At 30.3% G+C, this 19,325-nt stretch carries 16 protein-coding genes; 2 read left to right on the top strand and 14 right to left on the bottom strand.

From position 1 onward, the window contains the following. Positions 1–226: 226 nt before the first annotated feature. On the top strand, positions 227–859 hold the full coding sequence (locus KQI42_RS17570) for a helix-turn-helix transcriptional regulator (protein ID WP_216521675.1): 633 nt from the start codon (positions 227–229) through the stop codon (positions 857–859). 437 nt (positions 860–1,296) lie between these two features. Here KQI42_RS17570 and KQI42_RS17565 read toward each other — a convergent pair whose 3' ends face one another. From KQI42_RS17565 to KQI42_RS17550, 4 genes are read right to left on the bottom strand one after another with little or no spacing between them, the layout of a single operon-like run. Then, on the bottom strand, positions 1,297–2,049 hold the full coding sequence (locus tag KQI42_RS17565; protein WP_216521674.1) for an iron ABC transporter ATP-binding protein: 753 nt from the start codon (positions 2,047–2,049) through the stop codon (positions 1,297–1,299). After that, positions 2,046–3,110, bottom strand: a complete 1,065-nt coding sequence (locus tag KQI42_RS17560) for an iron chelate uptake ABC transporter family permease subunit (RefSeq protein WP_216521673.1) — start codon at positions 3,108–3,110, stop codon at positions 2,046–2,048. The genes KQI42_RS17565 and KQI42_RS17560 overlap by 4 nt, the downstream gene beginning before the upstream one ends. Further along, positions 3,107–4,120 carry an ABC transporter permease gene (locus tag KQI42_RS17555; RefSeq protein ID WP_216521672.1) on the bottom strand — a complete coding sequence of 338 codons (1,014 nt, stop codon included), beginning with the start codon at positions 4,118–4,120 and terminating at the stop codon, positions 3,107–3,109. Before KQI42_RS17555 ends, KQI42_RS17560 begins: the two co-directional genes overlap by 4 nt. Before the next feature lie 19 nt (positions 4,121–4,139). Then, positions 4,140–5,162 (bottom strand): siderophore ABC transporter substrate-binding protein, encoded by a 1,023-nt coding sequence (locus tag KQI42_RS17550; RefSeq protein WP_216521671.1) that lies wholly within the window; start codon positions 5,160–5,162, stop codon positions 4,140–4,142. A 578-nt stretch (positions 5,163–5,740) separates the two neighbouring features. On the opposite strand from KQI42_RS17550, the gene KQI42_RS17545 reads away from it, so the two are divergent. Further along, the gene (locus KQI42_RS17545) at positions 5,741–6,160 is read left to right on the top strand and encodes a YjdF family protein (protein ID WP_216521669.1); all 420 of its coding nucleotides are present in this window, start codon (positions 5,741–5,743) and stop codon (positions 6,158–6,160) included. Positions 6,161–6,456: 296 nt separating this feature from the next. Here KQI42_RS17545 and KQI42_RS17540 read toward each other — a convergent pair whose 3' ends face one another. From KQI42_RS17540 to KQI42_RS17495, 10 genes are all read right to left on the bottom strand, one after another. Next, positions 6,457–6,681, bottom strand: coding sequence for a hypothetical protein (locus KQI42_RS17540; protein WP_216521668.1), 225 nt, complete (start codon positions 6,679–6,681; stop codon positions 6,457–6,459). A 20-nt stretch (positions 6,682–6,701) separates the two neighbouring features. Beyond that, complete coding sequence (locus KQI42_RS17535; protein ID WP_216521667.1) at positions 6,702–7,247, bottom strand: GNAT family N-acetyltransferase; 546 nt, start codon at positions 7,245–7,247, stop codon at positions 6,702–6,704. Positions 7,248–7,413: 166 nt separating this feature from the next. After that, positions 7,414–7,587 (bottom strand): NUDIX hydrolase, encoded by a 174-nt coding sequence (locus KQI42_RS17530; protein WP_216521666.1) that lies wholly within the window; start codon positions 7,585–7,587, stop codon positions 7,414–7,416. A 65-nt stretch (positions 7,588–7,652) separates the two neighbouring features. Further along, positions 7,653–8,102 carry a GNAT family N-acetyltransferase gene (locus KQI42_RS17525; RefSeq protein WP_216521665.1) on the bottom strand — a complete coding sequence of 150 codons (450 nt, stop codon included), beginning with the start codon at positions 8,100–8,102 and terminating at the stop codon, positions 7,653–7,655. 348 nt (positions 8,103–8,450) lie between these two features. Next, positions 8,451–8,693 carry a hypothetical protein gene (locus KQI42_RS17520; RefSeq protein ID WP_216521663.1) on the bottom strand — a complete coding sequence of 81 codons (243 nt, stop codon included), beginning with the start codon at positions 8,691–8,693 and terminating at the stop codon, positions 8,451–8,453. A gap of 283 nt (positions 8,694–8,976) precedes the next feature. Further along, complete coding sequence (locus KQI42_RS17515; RefSeq protein WP_216521662.1) at positions 8,977–9,525, bottom strand: hypothetical protein; 549 nt, start codon at positions 9,523–9,525, stop codon at positions 8,977–8,979. A gap of 540 nt (positions 9,526–10,065) precedes the next feature. Then, on the bottom strand, positions 10,066–10,611 hold the full coding sequence (locus tag KQI42_RS17510; protein ID WP_216521661.1) for a DUF1697 domain-containing protein: 546 nt from the start codon (positions 10,609–10,611) through the stop codon (positions 10,066–10,068). An 811-nt stretch (positions 10,612–11,422) separates the two neighbouring features. Next, complete coding sequence (locus KQI42_RS17505) at positions 11,423–12,202, bottom strand: hypothetical protein (protein WP_216521660.1); 780 nt, start codon at positions 12,200–12,202, stop codon at positions 11,423–11,425. Between the two features lie 401 nt (positions 12,203–12,603). Beyond that, on the bottom strand, positions 12,604–12,849 hold the full coding sequence (locus tag KQI42_RS17500; protein ID WP_216521658.1) for a hypothetical protein: 246 nt from the start codon (positions 12,847–12,849) through the stop codon (positions 12,604–12,606). Between the two features lie 60 nt (positions 12,850–12,909). Further along, positions 12,910–19,251: a P-loop NTPase family protein gene (locus KQI42_RS17495; RefSeq protein WP_216521656.1), complete on the bottom strand. Its 6,342-nt coding sequence runs from the start codon at positions 19,249–19,251 to the stop codon at positions 12,910–12,912. Positions 19,252–19,325 lie beyond the last annotated feature (74 nt).

Here is a 19,325-nt window from a genome sequence, read left to right as displayed (position 1 = left end):
TTAGACAAATGTTTAAGCTGTTGTTTTTGAACACCAAACAAAACCTCTTTAGTAGGCTTTTGGGGCATTTAAATCCTCCTTTCTTAGAAAATTATAGTAATATTATAGTATAGTAGTCACGATTTTACAATAAATGCTATTATTTATGCAATCTAATAAAAGAAAAAACTTAGCTAAAGCTAAGTAAAAATTCACCTCCCACCTATAGAGGATGGGTGTACTCTCTTTGAAAAAAGATAGAATACATGCACTTATAAAAAAGAATACGCCAGTATATTCTATTTCAATAGAAATCTATCCCAAATATTATGAAGAACTTACTAAGAGATTTGGTTTGGAAAAAAACTATTTAAAAAATGCCCTTTTAACTTTTAAAGGTGATACAGATTTCTATGAAATGATGATACTTCTTCAAGAAATAATAAACTTTAAAGGAATAGGACTTTCTGCAGAACTTTTCTACGAAAGTAAAGTTACTGAAGCCATAGCACTTCTTTTAGCTAAAGTAGAAGAAAATATATATGTATCTAATAAAGAATATCAAGAAATTAAAGACATAAATAAATATATATTAAATAATTTAGATAGAAATATATCTCAAAAGGAGCTCTGTGAAAAATTCTTTATGGGGAAAACTAAGCTACAAACACAGTTTAAAAAAGTAAATAATCTAACTATTTCTGAATTTATTAAATTAAATAAAATAGAAAAATCTAAAACATTATTAAAAGATAATACTCTGAGTATAAAAGATATATCAAAACAACTAGGATATACTAGCCAAAGTAGATTTACAGAAGTCTTTAAGGAAAGTACAAATATATTACCTAGTGAATATAGAAATATATATTGCTTGTAATAATTTTTTTAGATAGATATAAAAAATAGTCCTAAAGTTCTGGAGTTTATAGAACTTTAGGACTTACATTTCCGATACAAAACATTGTTGATGAGTCCGAAAAAAATCCATTATATATTGTAGAAACATCAATATTTAGTGTTGCTGGGATTCCACCCAAAGCCACAGCTTTCCATAATCAAAAGATCAATTTGTTCTGTTGACATTCCTATATGTAGCTGTTCATATATGAAATCTAAAACTGCTGTAATAAGTAAATTAGAAAAATCATATAAATTGTCATAATCTAAAATTGTTATATCATCTGATTTTTCTTTTCCCTAGCAATTGTATATGTCAATTTACTAAAGTCATCTCTTCTCCCAGCTATTATTATAATCGTCATGAATATAATCAACGTATTACTGAGATACCTCTTTTTTTATTTGATTTTATAACTAATAAATCGCTACTGGCCCATAAGGACCATCAATAATTTCTATTTTCGTTTCAAAGATATTTGTCAAAGATTCTGAGTCCATAACCTCTTCTACTGTTCCAAAAGCAGCAATTTGTCCATCCTTCATAGCACAAATTCTATCAGAATATTTTGCTGCAAAATTTATATCATGCATAACAGTCAGAATTGTTCTCCCAAATTCATTAGCAGCATACCTCAGATGCTCCATCATTTGAACAGAACGAGCAACATCCAAATTGTTCAGCGGTTCATCCAAAAGTACATATTCAGTCTCTTGGCATAAAACCATTGCTACATATGCTCTTTGCCTTTGACCACCAGAAAGCTCATCTAAATATCTATTTTCTAAATCAGTCAAGCCTAAAAAATCAATATATTTAGAAATAATAGCCTCATCCTCTTTAGTCAATCTTCCCTTTGAATAAGGAAAACGCCCAAATCCAACTAATTGTCTAACAGTAAGCCTTGTTATAAAATGATTTTCTTGTCTCAAAATAGTCAAAATTTTTGCTAAGTCTTCTGATTTAGATTCAGAAACATCCATATTTGCCACATTAATTTGGCCTTCATCCATATCCAAAAGTCTTCCAATCATTAAAAGTGTGGTAGACTTCCCAGCACCATTTGGTCCAATTAAAGAAGTAAGACCAGCTTTTGGTATTTCAATATTCAAAGGTCCTATTTTTACCTCATCAGTATACACCTTTTTAACATTATCAATCTTTATCATAAAGTCCCCTTCCTTAAAATTAAAATTAAAAATGTTATGCCACCAAACATTTCGATAATAACTGAAACTACACCTTGAGCATTGAATATATGATACATAAAAAAGTATGAACCCGTTATTATCAAAAATCCTATAGCAAGAGCCATTGGAAAAATATATCTGTGATCATAAGTCGGTGCCACTTGATAACTCAAAGTCGCAACTAAAAATCCATAGAAAGTAAGTGGTCCAACCAAAGCCGTTGAAATCGACATTAAAACAGAAACTAATACAAGAGTATAAATTACACTAAATTGATTATTAACACCCAAAGAAGTACAGACGTCCTTTCCAAGTGACAATACATTTAACTTCTTAGAATAAGCAAGGAGAAGTAATGCTACAATTATTACAATTGGAATCGCAACAGAAAAATATGCTGAATCTGCATTATTTACAGAACCAAATAATTTTGCCTGTAAAATATCAAACTCAGAGGGCGTAAGAAGTCTTCTCATAAAAGATGACAAAGACCTTAACCCAGTTCCAATAATAACTCCAACCAAAAGCATAAGTTGTAAATCTCCATACTTTCCAGAAAGTAACCATCCATAAAGTATCAAACACATTAAAACCATAACAACAACTTGAAATATAAACGATCCAATACCACTAAAATTTATAAATGTACTAGCACCAAAGAAAAATATTGTACTAGTATGAATTGTTGAATAAAGTGCTTCAAAACCTAAAAGTGAAGGAGTTATAACCCTATTATTAGTAATCGATTGAAAAGCAACAGTGGACAAACTCTGACAAGTTGCAGCAATAATCATTGCAACAATAGCTACCATCCTTCTTCTAACAACTGGAATAAAGGAAGGGGAACCTACTGGAACTGGATTATTATAAACCAAAAGTCCATATGAAGAAAGAGCGCTCAAAGCAAACAATGTTATCAAGAAAATCCAATAACGTTTTTCTTCTTTCTTAGAGCGGAAGGCTCTAGCTGATCTATTTTCATTATGTAGGCTAGAATCGACTTCGATATTTCTTTTATTACTATATTCTAATACGTTCATCTTAGCCTCCTTTGTCTCAATAAAATAACAATAAATACAACTGACCCTATTGTTCCAAGTATTAAAGAAACAGGTACTTCAAAAGGCATTATAATTGTTCGAGAAATTATGTCACAAACAGTTATAGTACCCATTCCTAACACACATACCCAAGGCAAATTACTCCTAAGATCATCACCTCTATACATTGAAACAATATTTGGTACAATTAAGCCTAAAAAAGGCAAGTTTCCAATAACAGCCGCAACAATTCCAACTGCAAACGAAATAAGACCAGTACCCAAAAGAACTATCCTATTATAATTTACTCCAAGACTCGTTGCAATATCTTCCCCTAGTCCAGCTAAAGTCAATCTATCAGCATAGATAAAAATTAAAAAAGTGACAATAACAATTAGCCATAAATATTCATATCTTCCAATTTGAACCGATGCAAAAGAACCTACAAACCACGCTTCAATAGTTTGAGTCATTTGAAAAACTAGTCCTATAAAAGTAGAAATTGCAGAAATGACTGCTCCAAGCATCATCCCAATAATCGGGACAATTAAAGACGAACGAAGTTTAATTTTTCTTAAAAACAAAAAGAAAATCATAGTTCCTACAAAAGAAAAAAATATTGCACCAGTCATTCGTTGAACTAAAGTTGGTGCAGGAAATAATAAGTAAACAAAAACAAGCCCCAAACCTGCCCATTCAATAGTTCCTGTTGTGGTAGATTCAATTAAACGATTCTGTGTAATAAGTTGCATTACCAGTCCTGACATTGACATTGCAGCTCCAGTAAGCATTAGTGCAACTGTTCTTGGAACACGAGTTATGAAAAACATACTTATTCCATCCTCTTGTCCTAAGATATCATAAACTCCAGTAAACAGTGATATAATACCTAGTATAATAACAACTATAATTGCTAATATAAAAGGTTTTGTCCATATTTTATTTTGATTATAATGTTGGGACTGAGAGTTCTCAGCCCCATACATTTTTTGCATTGTATTCTTCGGCACTATACTATACTCCTTTATGTTACTTAGCTAAAACTTTTGCAAGTCCTTCAAATAACTCTAGATAAGTTTGTATTGATTCATTTGTATAAGTATCGTTTGGTGCATAAACGATCTTTCCTTCAGAAACAGCAGTTGTGTTTTGAAGAGCAGGTGAATTATCGATAACATCCTGAGCAGGAACTGCATCAGTTGTAGAAGATATTGCAGCATCACGATCTAGTACGAAAATCCAATCAGGATTACTTTGTGCAATAGCTTCAACAGAAATATCATCACCTTGATGATCAGAAGAAGCACCGCCAACTTCTAATGCTGGAACCCATCCAAAAATTTCATACATTGGTCCCCAAACACGTCCAGAACGAGGAGCTGAAAAACCAATATCTCCACCAGAAACTACAATACTCATAACTGTATCCGTTCCATTATATGCAGACTTAGCATCTTTGATAGCTTGATCAAAATCAGCTACCAATTGTTCAGCCTCTTTATTTTTATCAAAAATTTGTCCCAAAACAATCGTAGAATTCTTAAGTCCATTTATTAAGTTTTCTCCAGGTGAATCGGCTGCCTCAGAAACATCAAAATTAAGGTCAATAACAGCTGCATTTGGCACTAATGCTTTTATATCTTCATAAAATCTAGCAAATCTTTGACCAACAATTACAAGTTCAGGGTTTACAGCTGCTATAATTTCAAGATTTGGTTCACGATGATTTCCAATATCTTGAACTGACTCATCAGCTACATATGGTGAATCCGCAGGCATTACAGCCTTTGGAACAGCTGCTAATTCAATTCCCCAATTAGCTAAAGTTTCAAAAGTTCTATTATCTAAAGCAACTACATTCTTTGGATTTACAGGAACAGTAACAGTTCCATGAACATCAGTGATTTCAACCGTTGAAACTTCAGTAGACTCATTTACTTGATCATTAGTTTCAGGTTTAACAGTTTCATTACTTGGTTTTGTGCAAGCCGTCAACATCAAAGCAAAAATTGCCATAATAACAGTTAATTTAAAAAATTTAGATTTTCTCATACATTTCTCCTTTTATATAAGTTTTTTTATAAGCATATAAGCAGGCAGATTGTTGAATTGATGAAATCAATATCTATGTTATATTTTTATTCGTGATTTAAGTAACAATTATCTCTATTTCACTATAGTGCACAGTGACAATACAAATATTATGGTAATGATAGTGATTATCAATTTCAACATCTTAATTCATTATACCAAAGCAAAAAATATTGTCAACCATTTTTTGGACTTAGGAATATAGCCTATATCTCTTCCCACTTATAAATAGGATTAATCTATATATATTCTATTGAGTATATGTTCGTTTAGCGATATATCATTAGCAGTTTATCCATTTAATCAACCGCTCTACAATCCAAGTAAAATTTTATTGCTTACAATTTTGCTCATTTTCTACCAACAATTTACACAAGGACGGTAACATCTCAGTTGACCTTAAGTAAGTAAAGAGTTAAAATAAAGATGCAAAGATAAAAACACAGTTCCGGTTGGTAGTCCGGATGCAGTGAAAGCTGTCAGTAACCTGCCTCCTTGGTTGTCCGTTCTTTGCAAGTACACTAAAGGAGGGTTTCATTATGAGTAAGACTGTTTCCAAGCTGACTGTATTTTTTGATGAGCCTTTTTGGGTAGGTGTCTATGAGCGTGAATTTGATTGCAAGTATGAAGTTTGCAAAATCACCTTTGGAGCCGAACCAAAGGATTATGAAGTTTACGACTTCATGCTCAAAAACTACGACAAGCTACGGTTTAGTCCATCTCTCGGAGCATCAATGCTTGCTAAAAAGCGTATTAACCCCAAGAGGATCCAACGGGAGATCAACAAGCAATTACAAAATACTGGAATTGGAACAAAAGCACAGCAAGCATTGAAGCTTCAGCAAGAACAAGGGAAATTGGAACGAAAGTCTCGTTCTCGTGAACAACGTGAAGCGGAGAAAGAACGCCAGTTTCAATTACGACAGGAAAAACGCAAGAAGAAACACAAGGGACGTTAATCCCCTGTGTTTTCCCTTTTTTTATAATAATAAAAGATTACAAAAAAGATTAAACAGCATGAGCCCACTTGAACATAGAATTCACGCTGCTTACGGTATTTTATTTATTTTTACTGTCTACTTGACAGAGTGTACTTTAGACCTAAACTTTGCCTCTTCATTTTCTATATTAAAGTTTTGATTTGTATAAAAAATAAATGTATTAAGATATTGATATCCTAATACATTTATAGTTTTCATTATTGTGTTTTTTATATGTGCAATATTTTATATTATCCTAATAATACTTATAGATACTATAAACTTTCTAATAATCTTTGATAATCAATTTTAATAAATGGCTTATGGTCAATAATTTCTTCTCTCATCCAGGCTAAATATTCGGCATAAGGACTAGCAGATTTATTTAAAGACATCTGTTTAATGAATTTATATGTATATAATCTACGATACTTTAAGAATAAATCAAGTTTTTCAATCCAAAACCTTTTAAACCTGATTGCCCTAGCGGACCTGTACATTTTCAAAAATTAACATTTCTTTATTCTATTATCCGTCCCATAACAATTGTATTGTAATACTTTCCATCCGAGAGAATTTTGTCTCTTCGTAAAACTCCCTCAACTTTAAATCCAAATTCTTCATATATCTTAATTACTTTTTTATTCGTTTCTAAAACATTAAGCCCAATCTTTTTTATTCCATTCATATCCGCCCAAGATATAGAGCTTTCCAATAACTTTTTTCCGATTTGATACCCCCAGTAATCTCTCAATACGCATACTCCGAATTCAACTTTATGTGAAAAACGTTTTAATACGCTCCCTTCACATCTGCAAAATCCAACCAGATTTCCATCAACTGATGCAACTAGGAACAATTTTCGGGCATTTTCAGTATCCGCAGCAATCAATTGTTTAAATCCCTCTTCATCAATAAATGCTTCTCCTTGCTCTCTGTCTAAATACTCAGTTTCCCCGTCGATCTGCACTCTGAGTGACGACAAGTCTTTTGCATCCGTTTCCACTGCCGATCGAATCATATAGTTCAACCCATTTATACAATACACTTGTTCTTTTATCTTCATATTCAACCTCGTTTCTTCTTGATTCTCTTATATATGAAAGTTGATATATCTATTTGCTATTTTCTTTAAAAGACAAAAAGTCTCCACGTGCCTTGAGGAGACAAAAAAGATGCGGTTGAGCCTAGTACCCCCTTAGCGGCGAAGTACATTTCTAAAAAGTAGATAATTATGATATAAGCAACGATGTTTCTCCTTTATCTATGTGACCACCAGGGCATTCCCATGTATCTCTGTTTTCTCTCTTACACAATACCCATTGTCCTCTATATTTAGCTATAATATCGACAAAGATTAATTTACCATTATCTATGATATAATCATACAAGTTTATCTCAACCATTTCATACCTCCATCACAAATTCCGATTTGTTGAATTATATGACATATCTACAGGTAAATTTTATGTTAAAATTCAAATCTAAACAATTCTTCACCATCCACCAATTCACCCGTATCTTTAAAACCTATTTTTCGATAAATATGTTTCCCATATTCATTTTCTGGATCAGTGGAAAGAAACACTTCTTTGCATCTATTTATCTTTTTCATTTCCCTTAATACAATTTCAATTGCCTTAGTCCCATAACCATGTCCTTGATATTTCCTATCAATCATTATTCTACATAATTCATAAAAGTTCTTTTCCTTGCAAAAACCATACATTGCAAACCCTATCAATTTATCTTCATTTTCTATTGCCTTAATTGTCCAAGTTTTCTCATAAAAGGATTGAACTATTGACAAAGCATTAGAAGCAACGAATTCTTCGCATAAAGTGGGCATACCATTTTCATTGGTTGTCATAAAGAGAACATCTATCCAATTTCTTTCATCTATATCTATTAATTTAATCATCCATTTCATCTTCTTATTTATAATCTTTCTTTCATACTCATATACTTATATACATTATATAAACCTTCTACAAACCTATCAAACTATTATTCCATCTTTCTAACTCTGCTTTTATCATTTCTACCTTACAATTATTTGCTATATCCAATGTCATCTATATTTTACCCTATTATTCCTTCTTGCCATCACTGCTTTAGACTGAATTATTTTATAGATATACTCTCCATCAAAAGTTTAGAAAGGTGAATTCAAGGCAGATTCTAGTAATCTTTCATCTTTAATAACATCGCTCTTTCATTTTCTCTATCTGATCTTTTTATTGTAATGTTCAAGTTCTATCCTTCCATTCTATTTAGTAATTAAAAATATATCTATAACATATCTTGCAATTAATACTGAATTGATAAATGCTTTAAAGACCTTGTCATAAATTAAATCCACATCAGCCATCTCATTGATCTCAATACTTTCTTTTCCTATCCATATGGTTTTTGCTATTTGATATATGCCATAGCATTCTCTGCTGATTTGTTTATAGTTGTTGATGATTATGCCACTTCTCCTTGGTTGTAAATTAGACACCCACATCATGAGTTATTCTATCATACATAAATAATTTTGACATTTTACTCAGTCCTTGTTCTCATCCTTTCTTTTTGCTTTTAAGCATAAAAAAGACTAAGTCTATAGGTCGCTTAAGTTGACCTAAGGCTTAGCCCATTTTATTTTCTGTATTTGGTTTTAGAGCTATATAAAACAAATGCACTAGGATTCTTATATCTTAGTGTATTTGTTTTACTATATTAATAATAAGGAAAACCAACTATATATTTTATAAATATAAATTGGAATTTAGCAGTCTAATAAACTGGATTTATATATTTAATAATTCTCCATATATAAAATGCATTAATCCTGTTTTTATAAAAAACAAAGTCATTACTGCTGTAATTAGTATAATGGGTAGACGCCTCCTTCCCTCTTTGGGAACGCATATTAATAGGCATATTATCATACATACATAAGTCATGAGCAGTAATATATTTTCACTTCCTGTTATATACCATTCCGTAATAAGTGCTACAATTGGTAAAGCTGCAAGTATATTCGCAATTCGTTTATTTTGGTGTGAATACCATATGACAAATGCACAAAAAGGCGATATTAATGATATACTACCCCATAAAATTATTTGTGATTTAGGAAAGAATCCAAGAAATAGAATAGTATATACATAATATGTTAGGAGCATTGAGATAAAAAAGCTGAATACTCTCACTGCTGCATACATAGGTGTATTTGAAAAAACGGCTAATAGTGTTGCTACAAAAATCCATATACTAAACCGTCCGAATATATCATCAAGTATAGGCAATACCACCAGCATTTCTGGTGTATCTACAAGCTTTGCTATTAATCCCAAAATTATACCAATTATTATAGCAAATATAATTGAATTATATCTTATATTTGTTTTCTCTTTATAAATAATTCTCTCTCCTCCCACATACAAATTTCTGTTTATTGTTCTTATAAATTTAATCTTATTCTAAATTCTTCTCATTTTATCCAATGTTATCTATATTTTACCCTATTTTCAAGGAATGTACATCACTTCTTCAGATTGGGACAGCAAAGCTATCCCCTACTTCACAAGCAGTGTTACGGTTTCAACGTGCCTTGAGGTGACAATAAAGATGTCGTAGGTTGATATTGCTCCCTTAATATATAATTCATTTATGAAAAAATATCCTATTTTTATTATTATAACTCCCTTAATTAGTCTAGTTGTATCTTATTATCTTTTACATTCTTAAAAATTATAAACAACAACATTCTCAAATAATTTTCTTGAAGGCTTTACTCATTACAATTTAACTTATAAAAAGGAGCTAAACTTTTTAAATTTATCCTACTTTCCCAATGAACTTCTTTTTATATATTAACTTTTTATTTTAACTCTTTATTCTTCTGCAAGTTTCAAAAGTTTTTTTGTAGTATTTGCATTTCTAATTGTAACATTATTATTTACTGATGAACTAGCAATTTTTGACCATCTTGTTTTCGAAAACTCCTTCAAAGAAGCAGACCAAAAAATTACATTTCCATAATTATCAATCTTTTCATATTCTGGTTTTGCATCACCAACTTCTGCAAATACCTTTTCTACACTAGTAGGAGGAATTACGAAAATTGCATTGTCATATATTTCTTTATTATCTGTATCCCACCAATCTGGTGAATTTTTTAAAATATCTGATAAATTCTTTGCTGATATAACTGTAACAGGAATATTTAACTTAAATGTATTTACTATTACGGATTCACTTCTTCTTATCAATTCACTTTCATCTTTAATATCACTAGAGAAAATAACATTTCCACTATTAATATAAGTCCTGACATCTAAAAATCCAATTTCTTCAAAAGCAATTTTTAAATCTGCCATAGATATTTTATTCTTACCTCCTACGTTTATACCTCGTAAAAGTGCAATATACTTTTCCAATATTAACCCCTTCTTTCATCTTTATTATTGTTAATATTATATTACATAGATATAACTGCTTACTTACGTTTATTTAGTGTTGTGATATTTTATTCTCATTATTCCATAAAATAACACTCTACAAAAGAATAATATATTTACAGAAATTCTTAAATATTTGTTCCTACATATTTAACATAAATCAATTACTAAAATTTGAAGTTCTAAAGTCTTAGTTTCAAACTTTAAACTTTTAATAGTTTATATTCCTTACCTATAATCAAGATTTAATCTCTGTATATAATATTTTTAGAATTTCATTGCCTACTTAGTTTGCTAATTGATGATTTTCCAATCCTTTATTCCAAAAACAATATGATAAAACACCTAAGATAAATGTAACAATTAAAAACAAAATGTATTCTAATATATTAAACTCTTTGAAAAATTTATAAATACAAATTTGTCTACCAACTAAAATTGTATAAATACTGGGTGGACAAATTCAATAATCACTAACTTATAACAACCTTGAACCCTTGATATTATCTAGTTAATAAAGTCACCACTTCAACGTGCCTTGAGGTGACAATAATGATGTCGTAAATATCTAGTACCCCCTTGGTGGAAGGATATCTTTATAAATTTATTCAACTTCTTCCACAAATTTCTCAATATTTCTATATCTAATTCTGCTAATACATCCGATACTTTTCGTACCAAAATTGTAAGCAACAAAACCCTCAAATACTATTTATTTGAAGGCTTTGTTATTTACAATTCAAAGTATTATTTGACATATAATCTGCAATGCCAATAACATATATTTTTATTAAAACCATAGCCCAATTCTCTTACTTGATTTTGGCATAAATTTACCTTTAAATTTGTTATAATATGTATTCATAATATCATATAAACCATCTAATATTAAGATATCATCAAACGGCATTTGGCTCTCAAGATTTATTATCTCTTTTCCAATATCTATCACATAGTTCTTTAATAATGGATTAATCATTTTATCTACATATCGATTACGTTCTGATATTTCAATAGTACGTGCCATAAAATATGAGAGTGCTTTGTTTAAGAAATAAAAATTGCTCTCAGAAGCATTTTCCATATCAAATTTATATGATTTCCATTTTCTACTTGCAAAATCATCACAATAATCACTATGATTTACCAAGCCTTCCAGACTACTCCTTTTTTCAGCTAAGTACTCTAACCAAAATACTGATGTTACCATCGCTTTACCGTCATTCATATTCTCTGCTGCTGCGTATAAATTTGGCATAGATGTCAAATCCATAACATGCCCCATCTCGTGGAACATTGTACTCACAATCATAATGAAATCAACATTATCCTTAAGTTCTTCTATTCTATAAGTTGGCAGCTTATCATAAAGCCTTGAAGTTACAAGTATTTTTTTACCTTCATCACAAGTTCTTCCATCGGTATTATATGAAATTTCTTTTATATCGACTAATTCTATTTCTTGCAAAGCATCAAGTGTAAGCTTCTTACTATAGATATCAAGTGTATACTCTACAACATTTTTTAAAAAAATATCTAGTTCTATATTATATTTACAGAATACTCTCATCCATACCCTCCTTATAAAACCTTGACAAATACCCAGTTCTATATCAATAAATAACTCCGATATAATATCCTTAATGTAATTAACTCAGCAATTAATTTTTCTCACATCCCATTGTCGCTAATATCTGCAATGTAAATTCTTATTTAACCGATTCTCTATAAATGATTCATATATCACTCTATAATATATGCTACCAAAGAAAATTTCAAATGAAAAGTTCTCTGGTAGCATATTTAACTTTACAACTCAATCTTCAAATAATGTAATTTAATCACGCTCATATGTCTCCGAGGTATCTGATTTCAAATTTCCAACTTCACTATAAATTGTTTCCACAGTCAAATTAGATAATGAGAACTTCTATAGTTTCTTACATTTTGATCCAACGTTAAAGATGTTTTTTAGTCTTTGTTACTTCGTTGTCTATACTCATCAAGCTCTTTTTTCTCTTCAGCTTTAATTTTGTCAAATTCTTTCCCGAGCATACTGTCTGGTATTCTTTGCTCATCTAAAAAAGTTTGATGTAATAAATTCCAATATTTGAACCGAATATTTCTAAGCTCTGGATCTTTTATTCTACTTATTTCTTCATTATTAAGAATTTCCTTAAACTGTTCTTCTTCACTCAAATAATCATTATTGCCCATAATTTAACCCCTTTGATTCATATTTATAATATTTACAACCTATGTTTTATTTTGGATACTTTATCGGTCCCAATAATTCTTAAGCTTAATTTCATAGCTCTCTATTAATTCGTTATTAAAAATATATACGATACTTCTTTCATTACTTTTATATTTTGAGGATAAGTGTCTATAATATCCATCTTCAAACTCAATTTTTATCTGCATTACTAGTAAAATTGTTGACTGTGATTTAATATAGTTTTCTAGAATTTCTTTTTCTATAAAAATCATATCACCATTACAACTAAAATTATACATTTGCCCCTCATTGTTTGCATAATGCCAATACTGTGATTTTACAGGGCATCTAAACATTTCATTAGTGCAATATACAACAGGATTTACATCATTTGTTCCAATATAATTTTCTATTATTTTTGATGGCTTCAATAAACTTAATCCCATTTCACAATTATAAGGATCAAACTTTTCACAACTAGAATCATTAGTATCTATCCAAGCGATTGTTTCTTGTATGAAGCTATTATAGGATTCATCTTCAAATTCATCATTATCATCTAAATAATAATCTCCTATTCGAAAATTTACTTCTTTCAGGCTTGTCTTTAACTTTTCTAGATTTTCTTTCTCAATGAAACCAGTTGAGATATTAACGCGTTTTACCCTATGGTCAGATTCAATTCTATTTGAGGCATGTAAAATCAATTGTTCCTTACCATTATAATTAAATTTAAAGATGTTATTGAAGTAGTCATCACTTATTACATAAGCTTTGTCATCCTTGTCAATATGTAGTGTAGTATCTAAAAATTGAGGTATTAGTGGAGGCATATCTTTTATATCCGAAATCCATTTTTCATCAAAGCATGTCAAATGAGAACGCACCCATCGTTCAAAAGTATAAATTGAGTATTCTTCATCTGATATAGGTAACGTTTTACGGTATTCATCAGCTACATAATACATAGCATTGAGTTGTGCGTACTTGTCAATAAGTTCAATGGGGGTATCCAAACCATATGTTCCATTGCGATATTTTGATTTTCTAAATTTTTCCTCCCATTCATTTACTATTTTATCGTTTATTCCAAATTTTTTAATATAAGGCTGGCATGATAAAGCGACTTCCGATTCTGATTTCAAGAAAATATCCCCTAACCAATTATAAACATGAGGTAGCATATCCATTTCGTCAAAATCAAATTCATACTTAATATTCTGATGCTTATAATGCCGGTGTTTCTGGTCGTACTTAATTCTTTTAGATACTACAACATCACAGCATTTCTTTAAATTTGCATCTTTCTGTACATCCAACTTAATAGCTATTTCCTTTGCAAGTTCTCGAGTCAATATATTAATTGTGTCTGAAGTTAATGCAATTCTTTTAAAGAATTCATAATACCCCATTAACGCATCCGTACTATCTGCAACAATACGATTGATTGCAATAAACAATTGTACTACAGATGTTTCACTAAATACATACGCGTTTTCATCTTTATAACTATTCGGGAATGAAGTAGTAACCATATTTAATAGGTTATAAATCACTTCATATTCGCCCAATTTGTGTAAATTATAGATTGTATGAGTTGCATACCATCTATTTCTTTTTTCAACATGTCCCAATAGTTTCCATAAATATAATGCTATTGATTGAATTAAGTCAGATCCAACAGTATTGTCACTATCATACTCTTTATCACTTGATTCTGTATGTACATATGGAATCTCTTCATTAATGCACCATTCCAAAAAAGTGGCTTTATTTCTATTATCCTCTAAAGGCAAAATTGTCTCCATATATGAAAATATCTGCCACGAATCACTTTCTAAGTACGAAGAAATATCATCTAACAACTTTTTTATTATTACTTCTTGATTTACAGTAAAAATTTTTTTAAAGTAAACAATGTTTTCCTCTTTGAAATAATCACTTTTTTCTTTATACCAAGAAATAACTTTATCTACGTTGGTTTCATCGGTACGCCATTGACGTATTTTAGGACTAGTTTCTGACCATTGGTTTAGATAATGAATGAAAATATCAAAATGCTCTTTTCTATCCCATCTACTTTTTCCTGAATAAAGTAAACTAACAAATGTGTTTATATACTTTTCACGGTCAGTATAATTACAATTATCGAGAAAATATGTAATTAAATGAACTGTATCTTCATAATTTATTTTTTCCATTAAACCATTTAAATTATCTTCTGTAAATTCAATAGTTTTTTTGTCAACGCTATTCCATGATATATATTTTTCACTTTGATACTTACTATATTTTTCTTCATTAAAAATATCGCTTGGTAACTTGTTTATGTATTCATATGTATTTTTTAGCTTTTGAATACAAGATAATTTATCCAGCGCATTATTTTCACACCACTGAATAATCATTGAAACGATATTATAATCTGTGAATCCGCTTGAAAGTTTAGAAATATCATAGCATAAAACTTCTAATACACCTTTAGCCTCCTCCTTGTCTTTAGATTCAAGTTTTTGAAGAACTATTTTAATAATATTAGAATAATTTGTTTCATATTTTATATCAATATTACTTAATGCTACTGCTAAGCCAGGCGATATCAAATCATTTTTCAAAAGCACAAAAATAATATTAGGCATTGTTTGATCAAAACTAAATATATTCTCGTCATCCCTATCATCCCACCTGCATGCAGAAGCAATTGCTCCATATGGATTCATATATGCTAATGTTTGAAAAGCTTTTTCTGTGGGGAAATGATTATTATCATTTAGTCTTCTATACCTATCCTCTATTATTCTTGCCAAATCATATTCAAGCCGCTCAGAATCATCTAATTTCAGCTTATCCTCGACAGTAGCATAATATAAAACAAACCTACGATATGCATCTTCATCAATTCCAGTTGCAATTTCCACTGCTTTTATGAAATACTCTTTCCCTAGCTCTTCATCAATTACAGTAGAAATTTTTGAACATTCTAAATAAAACTCTCTCATTTCATATGATGATTGAGGAAATCTTAGCATATTCTTCTCTAGTTCATTGAGTATTGTTATAGCAATATCTATATATTGTCTGCTTTTTAAAAGCATTCTCACCAATAAAAAATAGAATTTATTATTCAAATATTTGTCTTTTAGTAATTTGTAACAGTGTTCTTTTATTATTAGCTTATCTATTTTCCCAGGAACAATAAATAATTCACATATATTTGTACATATGCAACGATAATACTCATATGAATTATGATTCCCATAAAACGAATACTGCAACCTTTTGCAGGTATTGTATTCATCTCTAAATAGTTTCAATAAACATTCTGAGTTAGTATCTTCAGCCATAGCTTTTAGTCGAATAATAAAGGGAGGTACAATATAATCCAGAATTTTTTTCTGCTCATTTTTTTCTTCTTGAATTTTTCGATCATCAGTGTTTTCATATCTTCTAGATTTCGGATTCCAAAACTCTTCAGAACTATACGCTTCACCTTTAAAAAACTTTTTCAATGCATAAAATTGAATACAATATTCTATTGGAAGATCGCCGTTTGAAGCATAAAATGAGATATAGGAATAGTCTTGGTTAATTTCTGTATTACTTACTATTTTTTGAGCTTGCTCTAGCATTCTTCTGCAAATCAATTGTTCTGCTAAGCAAATCCTATACTTGAGATCTCTTTTATGAGTTTTATATTTTTTCTTACCCATTTCATCAATTAGTATATCTACTAGATTCCATGCAGCTTCTGGAATCGTTCTAAGGCAATCGATATATGCTAAAATACATGATGCAAACATATCAATATTATTAGAATGGAACATTATTTTCTCTGCAAGATCATCATATTTAGCTATAAGTAAACTACAAATCATATCATAATATTCATGAACTGGATATGGTGACCATGATGAAAGCCAGTTAACTGCAGCTTCAGGCGATCTTTCAATGGCAATAAAAGTAGCTAAATATGAAATATCTTTTCCTTTGGGTCCATTAAAATTAAATTTTCTTTCTTCCTTGTTTCTGTCAAAGTATCTTTTAATAGCAACTAATGCTGATTCAAAATATTCATTAGCTAATTCTTTATTATTATTATTCAATATTAAAGCAGCAGCATTTTCCGAAAGTGTACTTATGCTAGATAGATTCCGCTCTACTTCAATGAAATATCTGCTAACAGTACTTTGCATACAATATTTGCTGGTTAGATTGAGATCTTGCCTAATTAGCTCCTTAAATGTTGAATCAGTAATCTTACACTTAGTAGAAATATATAGTAATTTCAATGTATCAACTCGATATTCGGGTTTTAATGCTTCTTGCATCTTAGCGGCACACTTAATCCGTTCAAGCATTAGTTCATTTTTTTCATCCTGAGTAATAGGAACAAGTACTTCCTCTTTATCGAAAATAATTGACACTAGAACTTCAAATTGACCTGTTTTTGATAAAAAAACATGTAGGTATCTCATACAATAATCATTTATTAATCTATTTCTAAACATAAAATCAGCAATTCTGGTTTCTGTTTGGCTATCTTCTTTTGAAACAGTTCTTAAATAGATTTCAAAATCCTCATCCCGAAATGAGATATAATCATCACTAAGATAAATTCCTAAAAGGAAATCTGAACAAGCACTTTCAAGCATTTCTCTTGAATAACCCGAAACGCTTAGCACAAGTTCAATAGGAATTGGTCTAGGCATTAATACAAGAATGCTACATAGTTTACTAAAATTCATAAATTCGTTTTCAAATAAATTATTGGCTCTATTTAAGGCATCCTTAAATATTTCATCAAGCATTTTGCCATTTGGCTTCATCCATTCTATGACATTATTAATATCGTGATTTGCTTTTGAAAACATATAAAACTGTACTCGTGGATTTCCGTATGATAAATAACGGATTTCCTCACATTGACTATCCGTAGCATCAGGAAAAAATTTTCTTACATATTGTTTTTCTTCTTCCGTATTAAAACCCTCTAATTTCAATAGAATAGTCTTATTTGGTAATTTCATGCGGTCTAATCTTTCTGTTCGAGCAGTTACCAAGAACACTACACTTTCAGGTATTTTTATTTTTAGAAGATCTTCTGCAAAAACTTCTTCTTTATTCATCGTTGAAGCTTCATAGCTATTATCTATAGCATCTAAAACAATTACTAAAACCGCATTTGGACTATATTCCTTAATAGCCTTTACAGCTTCATTGATTCTAATAGAAAATTGTTCTAATAGTTCACTTTTATCCAACCCCCGCCCTAATAAAAACGGAGTAGAGCATCTTAACGCTAAATCATTACAAAGTTGAGGTATTGCACGTTTATATAAATGACGAGGTGTAGCTGGATTTAAATATTCACCTCCACCAAAACAGTCATATGTAAGAACAACCGAACCCTCAGGCAATTTATCTTCTAAGTGATCAATTACAGTTGTTTTTCCCATTCCTCCCGTAGCATGCAAACACAAATATTGTTCCCTGCGATTAATGATATTCTCTACAATTTCTTCTATAATACCTCTTTCCACATAATCCTTTGTATGTACTATCTGTGGCTTAGCTGGAAACATTGAAGTTGGAGTTTGTGAAAAAATATTAGCAATAACAAACTTGTCGATTGGTTCTGCATTTTCCGCTTCTGGTGTCATTTGTTTATTAATAAACATAATTAAGTCGTTATAGTCAGATTTTAAATCGGTTTCACCCCATAACCCCAGTTTTTGTATTACTTCTGATCTTTGAATCTCTCTTATCGCAGTACCACAATCATCAAAATTTAAGCATATTAAAAATCCAATAAACTCTCTTGATGCAAGATGTGTTTCATCATAAAGCTTCTTTAACATACTTTTATCATCTTGAGAGTTAAGTGCAGCTTTTAAATTTGAATACTGTGTTATGTTCTTTTTAACAATTATTTTCTTACACATATTAAGCAATTCTTTTAATGGAATTTCTATCTTTCTATTACTTACTAATTTCAGAACAAGTTTAGATTCTAAATTAGAATACCTTTTATTAAATCCATTATATGTTTGAGCAAGTCTACGAATAATTGAATTATCTTTCTTTTTGTTTCCAGGTGTACAGAGCTTGGCTAAAGTCCAGTCTTCATTTCCCATTCTTGTACTATACTTTAGTTGTGAAAAAATTACTTTGGAAGCTTTCTCAAATGTCTTTGCTCCATAATACTCAGCAATATCAATAGACAGCAACTCATTACTATCTACTTCAAAATCCTTTGCGTCTAGTGGACTCGGCCCTTCTACGCATAGGGCTTTAAAATTTGTATTCGGTTCAAGTAATGCCAATGCTTTTTTCGCTGCCCATACTAAATGAAAGTCGTCTCCTGCATTAGACTCTCTTGCTCCAGTTATTGGCTTAGCCATTATAATCACCAACCTTTGTATTCTAAATCACTCTTTAATTTTAGCATCACATCGGGTATTTTTTATCATCCCTA

Source organism: Tissierella simiarum (genome assembly GCF_018917865.1).
Lineage (GTDB): Bacteria > Bacillota > Clostridia > Tissierellales > Tissierellaceae > Tissierella_C > Tissierella_C simiarum.
This window is presented reverse-complemented; position numbering and strand designations above follow the sequence as displayed.